Source organism: Kitasatospora sp. NPDC056184, assembly GCF_042268405.1.
Taxonomy (GTDB): Bacteria; Actinomycetota; Actinomycetes; order Streptomycetales; family Streptomycetaceae; genus Kitasatospora.
Genome location: NZ_JBHJUI010000001.1, coordinates 40,153 through 48,136 on the forward strand (window position 1 = coordinate 40,153; position 7,984 = coordinate 48,136).

6 protein-coding genes are annotated in these 7,984 nt (G+C 74.2%); 4 read left to right on the forward strand and 2 right to left on the reverse strand.

Annotated features, from left to right (window positions below):
- Position 1: 1 nt before the first annotated feature.
- Positions 2–1,918, forward strand: a complete 1,917-nt coding sequence (gene htpG, locus ACFC0B_RS00175; RefSeq protein WP_376079956.1) for a molecular chaperone HtpG — start codon at positions 2–4, stop codon at positions 1,916–1,918.
- Positions 1,919–2,034: 116 nt separating this feature from the next.
- On the opposite strand, the gene ACFC0B_RS00180 is transcribed toward htpG, so the two are convergent.
- Positions 2,035–2,829: a shikimate dehydrogenase family protein gene (locus tag ACFC0B_RS00180; protein WP_376079958.1), complete on the reverse strand. Its 795-nt coding sequence runs from the start codon at positions 2,827–2,829 to the stop codon at positions 2,035–2,037.
- Positions 2,830–2,889: 60 nt separating this feature from the next.
- Complete coding sequence (locus ACFC0B_RS00185) at positions 2,890–4,371, reverse strand: DHA2 family efflux MFS transporter permease subunit (RefSeq protein WP_376079961.1); 1,482 nt, start codon at positions 4,369–4,371, stop codon at positions 2,890–2,892.
- A gap of 123 nt (positions 4,372–4,494) precedes the next feature.
- On the opposite strand from ACFC0B_RS00185, the gene ACFC0B_RS00190 reads away from it, so the two are divergent.
- From ACFC0B_RS00190 to ACFC0B_RS00200, 3 genes are all read left to right on the forward strand, one after another.
- A complete protein-coding gene (locus ACFC0B_RS00190) occupies positions 4,495–4,911 on the forward strand; it encodes a winged helix-turn-helix transcriptional regulator (RefSeq protein ID WP_376079963.1) in 417 nt (138 codons plus the stop codon).
- 104 nt (positions 4,912–5,015) lie between these two features.
- Complete coding sequence (locus ACFC0B_RS00195) at positions 5,016–6,695, forward strand: enoyl-CoA hydratase-related protein (RefSeq protein WP_376082292.1); 1,680 nt, start codon at positions 5,016–5,018, stop codon at positions 6,693–6,695.
- 132 nt (positions 6,696–6,827) lie between these two features.
- Positions 6,828–7,883, forward strand: a complete 1,056-nt coding sequence (locus tag ACFC0B_RS00200; RefSeq protein WP_376079964.1) for a hydrogenase expression protein HypE — start codon at positions 6,828–6,830, stop codon at positions 7,881–7,883.
- The last annotated feature ends 101 nt before the right edge of the window (positions 7,884–7,984 follow it).

Consider the following 7,984-nt stretch of genomic DNA (forward strand, 5'->3'; position numbering starts at 1 on the left):
AGTGGGTAGCACTGTCGAGACGCTGGAGTTCCAGGCCGAGACGCGTCAGTTGCTCCGGCTGGTGATTCACTCGATCTACTCGAACAAGGACATCTTCCTGCGCGAGTTGATCTCCAACGCCTCCGACGCCCTGGACAAGCTGCGGCTGGAATCGCTGATCGACTCCGGCCTCGACGCCGACACCTCCGACCTCCACATCGCGCTGGAGGCGGACCCGGACGCCCGGACGCTGACGGTCCGCGACAACGGGATCGGCATGAGCCGCGACGACATCGTGGAGCTGATCGGCACCATCGCGAAGTCCGGCACGGCCGGCCTGCTGGAGAAGATCAAGGAGACCGAGGACGCCGCCGCGGCGCAGAGCCTGATCGGGCAGTTCGGCGTCGGCTTCTACTCGGCGTTCATGGTCGCCGACCGGGTCGTCCTGCGGACCCGCCGGGCCGGCACCGAGGCCGGCACGCAGTGGGAGTCCGACGGCGAGGGCACCTACGCGATCCAGGCCGTCGACGGCCTGCCGGTGGGCACCTCCGTCACCCTGCACCTCAAGCCGGTCGACGGCGAGGACGGGGTGGCCGACTACCTGGCGGAGTGGAAGATCCGCCAGATCGTCAAGCAGTACTCGGACTTCATCCGCTGGCCGATCCGGATGGCGAGCGAGAAGACCGACGCCGAGGGCGCCACCACCCGGCAGGTCGACACCCTCAACTCGATGAAGGCGCTGTGGGCCCGGCCGCGCAGCGAGGTCACCGAGGCCGAGTACACCGAGTTCTACCAGCAGATCAGCCACGACTGGCTCGCCCCGGCCGAGACGATCCACATGCGCGCCGAGGGCACCTTCGAGTACGAGGCGCTGCTGTTCATCCCCGCGCAGGCGCCGTTCGACCTGTTCTCCCGCGACGCCAAGCGCGGCGTGCAGCTGTACGTCAAGCGGGTGTTCATCATGGACGACTGCGAAGCGCTGATGCCGGACTACCTGCGCTTCGTCAAGGGCGTGGTGGACGCGCACGACCTGTCGCTGAACATCTCCCGGGAGATCCTCCAGCACGACCGCCAGATCCGCGGCGTGCGCCGGCGCCTGGTGAAGAAGGTCCTCGGCGCGCTGAAGGACGTCCAGGCCAAGGACGCCGAGCGCTACGCCAAGCTCTGGGATCAGTTCGGCCGGGTGCTGAAGGAGGGGCTGATCGAGGACACCGACAGCACCGAGGCCCTGCTGGAGCTGGTGTCCGCCGCCTCCACCCACGACGCGGAGCGGACCACCACCCTGCGCGAGTACGCCGGGCGGATGAAGGAGGGCCAGGAGGCGATCTACTACCTGACCGGCGAGGACCGGGCCACGGTGGAGAACTCGCCGCACATGGAGGCCTTCGCCGCCAAGGGCTACGAGGTGCTGATCCTCACCGACCCGGTCGACGAGGTCTGGGTCGAGCGGGTGCCCGCCTTCGACGGCCACCGCCTGCAGTCCATCGCCAAGGGCCAGGTCGACCTCGACGGCCCGGCCGACGGCGACGAGGAGGCCGGGGCCGAGAAGGCCAGGCGCGAGCAGGAGTTCGCGGCCCTGCTGCCGTGGCTGACCGAGGCGCTGTCCGCGCAGGTGAAGGAGGTCCGGCTCTCCTCGCGGCTGACCACCTCGGCGGCCTGCGTCGTCGGCGACGCCCAGGACATGACGCCGACGCTGGAGAAGATGTACCGCGCGATGGGGCAGCAGGTGCCGCCGGTCAAGCGGGTCCTGGAGCTCAACCCCGCGCACCCGCTGATCACCGCGCTGCGCACGGCGCACGAGGCGAACCCGGGCGACCCGGCCCTGGCGGAGATCGCCGAGCTGGTCCACGGCGGCGCGCTGCTCGCCGAGGGCGGCGACCTGCCCGACCCGGCCCGCTTCACCCGGCTGCTCACCGACCGGCTGGCCCGCGGCCTCTGACCGCACCCGCCCGCCCCGGGCGGTACGCCGGCGCCACGACCCGGCCGCACCCGCGCGGCCGGGTCGTGGCGCGTCCGCCCTCGCCGGCCCGGCCCGGCGGCTCCGGCGGCCCGGGGTCAGCCGGGAAGGCGGAAGAACTCCCGGTAGAGCGGGATCTGCTCGGTCAGCATGTGGATGCCCGGGTGGGTGGGCCGGCCGAGGGCGGCGGCGGTGCGCAGCAGCGGGGTCTCGGCGGGCGTCATGATGATGTCGGCGACCAGCGCGTCCGGCGGGAGCAGGGCCGGGTCGAAGGGCAGCGGGTCGGCCGGGTCCAGACCGAGCGGGGTCGCGTTGACGGCGAGTCCGCTGTCCGGCGGGGGCCCCGGGGCGGCGGCGACGCGGCCGGGCCGGTCGGTGCCGAGCCGCGCCAGCAGCGCGTCCAGCCGGCCCCGGTCCGGGTCGCTGACGGTGAGCCGGGCGACGCCCGCGGCGAGCAGGGCCGCCGCGATGGCGAGCCCCGCGCCGCCGGCGCCGGCCAGCGCGACCCGCCGCCCGGCCGGGTCGTGCCCCTGCGCGGCGAGGCCCCGGACGAACCCGGTGCCGTCGAAGTTGTCGCCGTACCAGCGGCCGTCCGGCTCCCGGCGCAGCGCGTTGGTGGAGCCCAACAGGGCGGCGGTCGGGCTGAGTTCGTCGGCGTGGGCGCACATCGCCAGCTTGTGCGGGACGGTCACCAGCAGCCCGTCGAGGTTGGCGGTGGCCTTCAGTCCGCGCACGACCTCGTCCAGCCGTCCCGCCGGCGCGTGCACGGGGACGAGCACGGCGTCCACGCCGGTCGCGGCGAACAGCGGATTGACCAGCGCGGGCGCCCTGACCTGGCTGACCGGGTCGCCGAGGACGGCGAACAGTCGGGTGCGGCCGGAGATCGGCGGCATGTCAGGCCTCCTTCGCGGTGGCGGCGCGGCACGGCGTCCAGGGTACGGGTCGCGGGCGCTTCAGGCACCGCCCCCGACGGCCGCGGGCTCCGATCCGCGGGCCTGCGCGGCACCGCCCGCGGCGGCGGGGCCGCGCAGGACGACGGCGGCGACCAGGACGCCGACCAGGACGAACGCGGCGCTGAGTCCGTAGGCGAGGTGGAACCCGCCGGTCAGCGCCTCCGCCCGGCCGCGCCCCTCGCCGAGCAGCGTCGCCGTCCGGGAGGCGGCCACCGTGGCGAGCACGGCGGTGCCGAGCGAGGCGCCGACCTGCTGGGTGGTGTTCACCAGGCCCGAGGCGGTGCCGGCGTCGCCCGGCGAACCGACCGCCATCGCCTGGCCGATCAGCGCGGGCATCGCCGCGCCGAAGCCGAGTCCGAGCAGCAGGAGCGGCGGGACGAGGTCGGAGAGGTACGCGCCGTCGCTCGGCACCCGGGCCAGCATCCCCAGCGCCGCCGCCACCAGCAGCAGGCCGGCGACCAGCACCCGGCGGGGCCCGAAGCGCCGGTTCAGCCGTACGGCGAGGCCCAGCGAGACGACGGCGATGGTGATCGGCGCGGGCAGGAAGGCGAGGCCGGTCCGCAGCGCGTCGTAGCCCAGCACGTTCCGGAAGTACAGCGCGGTGCAGAACTGGAAGCCGAACAGGCCGGCGACCATCAGCACCATGACGCCGTTGGCGCCGGAGACCGACCGCGAGCGGAAGACATGCAGCGGCAGCAGCGGCCTGGCCGCGGAGGCCTGGCGGACCACGAAGCCGGCGAGCAGGGCCAGCGAACCGGCCAGCAGGCCGAGCGTGCGGCCGTCGCCCCAGGTGTACTCCTCGGCCTTGATGATCGTGTAGACCAGCAGCATCAGGCCGCCGGTGGCGAGCGCCGAGCCGGCCAGGTCGGCCCCCTCACGCAGCCCGGGCCCCCGGCCGCCGGGCACGACGCGCCGCGTCAGCGCGACCGCCGCCAGTCCGATCGGCACATTGACGTAGAACACCCACGGCCAGCTGAGGGCTTCGGTGAGCACACCGCCGAGGATGAGGCCCAGCGAGGAGCCGGCGGCGGACACGAAGGCGTAGACGGCCAGCGCCCGGGCGCGCTCGCCGGCGTCGGGGAACAGGGTGACGATCATGCCGAGGACGACGGCGGAGGCGAGCGCGCCGCCGATGCCCTGGACGAAGCGGAACACCACCAGCGCCGTGGCCGAGGAGGCCAGTCCGCAGGCCAGCGAGGCGGCGGTGAACAGGCCCAGGCCCGCGCCGAAGACCCGCTTGCCGCCCAGCAGGTCGCCCAGCCGGCCGGAGAGCAGCAGCAGGCCGGCGAAGGCGATCAGATAGGCGTTCACCACCCAGGCCAGGCCGGACTGGCTGAGCCCCAGGTCGGTCTGGACGGTGGGCAGGGCGACGGTGACGATGGAACCGTCGAGGATGATCATCAGATTGCCGGTGCAGAGGACCCCCAGGGCCAGCCAGCGTGACCTGGTGGGCGGCGGGGGCGGCGGGGCGTGCGTGGTCATCGGAGGTCCTCCGGGGGAACGGCCCGGGAGGGGCGTCCGGTGACGCCCGCACTCCCTGAGGGCACTTCTTGTGACAGCGACCATCATGTGTGACCATCAAGTCCGCCGTAAGGAGGCACTTTCATGTTCCTGGGGAACAGCGATGTGATCGGGGAGGACGGCGCCCAGCCCGCCGACCGCGAGGCGTGCACCGTCCTGGAGGCGCTCCACCGGATCAGCGGCAAGTGGGCGATCGGCATCCTGCTCAACGTCAGCCACGGCCCGGTCCGCTTCACCGAACTCGAACGGGCGATCCCCGGCATCAGCCGCCGCATGCTCACCCTGACACTGCGCAACCTCGAACGCGACGGCCTGCTGGAGCGCACCGTGCACGCGACCGTGCCGCCCAAGGTCGAGTACCGCGGCACCGCGATGGCCGACGAGCTGTACGCCTCCCTCAAGGGCCTCGCCGGCTGGGCGGAGCGCCACCGCGAGGCCATCTCCCGCTCCCGCGCGGCCTACGACGGCGAGCAGGGCGCCGCCTCCGGCACGGGCCGCTGAGCCGCCCGCCGCCCGGGTGACCCGGCGGAGCGGCGCGGCGCCCCCGGCGCGGGCGGGGGAGATGATCGCGGCGTCCACGGGTGCCCACACCGCCGGAGGCGCAGATGCGGATCCTGCTCGTCGCGAGCGCGTACAACAGCCTCACCCAGCGGGTCGAGGCCGAACTGCGGGACCGGCGGCACGCGGTGGAGGTCCACCTGGCCGCCGAGGACGGCGCGCTGCGGACGGCGGTGCGCCGCTTCGCGCCGGACCTGGTGATCGCGCCGATGCTCACCACGGCGCTGCCGCGCGAGGTCTGGTCCACCGTCACCTGTCTGATCGTGCACCCCGGCCCGCCCGGCGACCGCGGCCCCTCGGCCCTCGACTGGGCGATCCACGAGGAGGCCGGGGCCTGGGGCGTGACGGTGCTCCAGGCCGACGAGGTGATGGACGCCGGCCCCGTCTGGGCCTCGGCGTCCTGCCCGCTGCCGCCCGCCGCCAAGAGCGACCTGTACCGGGGCGAGGTCTCCGACGCGGCCGTCGAGGCGGTGCTGCGGGCCGTGCGGCGGTTCGCCTCCGGCACCCACACCCCGCGCCCGCAGGGCGGCCCCGGCTGGCGGGCGCCCGACCACACCCGGCCCTACCTGCGCCAGGAGGTGCGGCGGATCGACTGGGAGCACGACGGCACCGACACCGTGGTGCGCAGGCTCCGGGCCGCCGACTCCCGGCCCGGTGTGCTGGACGAGCTGCTCGGCGAGGAGTGGTACCTGCACGGCGGCCACCCCGAGCGGACGCTGCGGGGGCGCCCCGGCGAACCGCTGGCCACCCGGGCGGGGGCGCTCTGCCGGGCGACCGCCGACGGCGCGGTGTGGATCCCGGAGCTGCGCCGGCGGCGCCGCCCGGGCGGCCCCGCCGGCGTCAAGCTGCCGGCCGTCACCGCCCTCGGCGACGCGCTGCCCCGCCTGCCGGAGGTCCCCGCGCCGCTGATGCCCGCCGAGGACGACCCGGTCTGGTCGGACATCCGCTACACCGAGCGGGGGCCGGTCGGCCTGCTGCGGTTCTCCTTCCCCGGCGGCGCGATGAGCACCGCCCACTGCCGCCGCCTGCTCGACGCCTACCGCTTCGCGCTGACCCGGCCGACCGCGGTGCTGGTGCTCGGCGGCGGCCGCGACTTCTTCTCCAACGGCATCCACCTGAACGTGATCGAGGCGGCCGCCGACCCGGCGGCGGAGTCCTGGGCGAACATCAACGCCATCGACGACCTGGTCGAGGCGGTCCTCACCACCACCGACCGCCTGGTGGTCGCCGCGCTCGGCGGCAACGCGGCGGCCGGCGGGATGATGCTCGCCCTGGCCGCCGACGAGGTCTGGTGCCGCCGGGGCGCCGTGCTCAACCCGCACTACCGGCGGATGGGCCTGCACGGCTCGGAGTACTGGACCTACACCCTGCCGCGCCGGGTGGGCGCGGAGCAGGCCCGCCGGCTCACCGAGCGCGCGGTGCCGGTGAGCGCCGCCTCCGCCCTGGGGATCGGGCTGGTCGACCGCGTGCTGCCCTGCACCCCGCAGGACTTCGGCCCGCAGGCCGCCCACCTGGCCCGGCTGACCGCGGCCTCGCCCACCGTGCACGGCCGGATCGCCGCCAAGAAGGCCGCCCGCGAGGCCGACGAGCGCGCCAGGCCGCTCGCCGACCACCGCGCGGCGGAACTGGCCGTGATGCACCGCCAGTTCTTCGACCCGTCCGCGCCGTACCACGCGCTGCGCTCGGCCTTCGTGCGGAAGCTGCCCGCTCCCGCCGCGACGGCGTGACCCGGACGGCCCACCCGGCTTGCGGCTGTTCGGACGCTCCGTCCGGCTGCGTGGACCGGCGGGACGGGCCGGGGGCTGTTATGACGGTTCTGAGCCATTCCGTCCGGCTCCCAGTTCCGAGGAGGCATCCTCATGGGTGCTGCAGCAACGAGCGCCACCGACACCGACGTGGTGCACATTCTCTGGATCAACGCGGGCCTGAGCTGCGACGGCGACTCGGTCGCCCTGACCGCCGCCATGCAGCCGAGCATCGAGGAGATCGTCACCGGCGCCCTGCCGGGCCTGCCGAAGATCGCCGTGCACTGGCCGCTGATCGACTTCGAGTGCGGCCCGGTGCAGGGCGCCGACACCTTCGTCGAGTGGTTCTTCAAGGCGGACCGCGGTGAACTCGACCCGTTCGTCCTGGTCGTCGAGGGGTCCATCCCCAACGAGCAGATCAAGGAGGAGGGCTACTGGTGCGGCTTCGGCGACGATCCGGCCACCGGCCAGCCGATCACCACCAGTGAGTGGCTGGACCGGCTCGCCCCCAAGGCCACCGCGGTCGTCGCGATCGGCACCTGCGCCACGTACGGCGGCATCCACGCCATGGAGGGCAACCCGACCGGCGCCATGGGCGTACCGGACTACCTCGGATGGACGTGGACGTCCAAGGCCGGCCTGCCGATCGTCTGCGTGCCCGGCTGCCCCATCCAGCCCGACAACTTCGCCGAGACCCTGACCTACCTGCTCTACCAGCTGGCCGGCTCCGCGCCGATGATCCCGCTGGACGACAAGCTGCGGCCCACCTGGCTGTTCGGCGCCACCGTGCACGAGGGCTGCGACCGCGGCGGCTACTACGAGCAGGGGCAGTTCGCCACCGAGTACGGCGCGCCGGAGTGCCTGGTGCGGCTCGGCTGCTGGGGCCCGGTCGTCAAGTGCAACGTCCCCAAGCGCGGCTGGATCAACGGCGTCGGCGGCTGCCCGAACGTCGGCGGCATCTGCATCGCCTGCACGATGCCCGGCTTCCCCGACAAGTTCATGCCGTTCATGGACCCGCCGCCCGGCTCGACGGTCTCGACCAGGGCCAGCCGGACGTACGGCACGGTGATCCGGCGGCTGCGCGGGATCACCCTCAAGACGCTCGACAAGGAACCGAGGTGGCGCCGGAAGGGGCGCACCCTGACCACCGGCTACCACCCGCCGCGGTGACCGGACGGGGCGCCGCGCCCGGGGGGGGGGGGCCCCCCCCGCCCACCCCCCCCCCCCCCACAACGGCACGCCCCACCACAAAAAGACCAACCGCACGGCGG

Bases quoted from the DNA above. Each gene is read 5' to 3' on its own strand.
- ACFC0B_RS00180 (WP_376079958.1), bottom strand. From the start codon at position 2,829: ATGCCGCCGATCTCCGGCCGCACCCGACTGTTCGCCGTCCTCGGCGAC.
- ACFC0B_RS00185 (WP_376079961.1), bottom strand. From the start codon at position 4,371: ATGACCACGCACGCCCCGCCGCCCCCGCCGCCCACCAGGTCACGCTGG.
- ACFC0B_RS00190 (WP_376079963.1), top strand. From the start codon at position 4,495: ATGTTCCTGGGGAACAGCGATGTGATCGGGGAGGACGGCGCCCAGCCC.
- ACFC0B_RS00195 (WP_376082292.1), top strand. From the start codon at position 5,016: ATGCGGATCCTGCTCGTCGCGAGCGCGTACAACAGCCTCACCCAGCGG.
- ACFC0B_RS00200 (WP_376079964.1), top strand. From the start codon at position 6,828: ATGGGTGCTGCAGCAACGAGCGCCACCGACACCGACGTGGTGCACATT.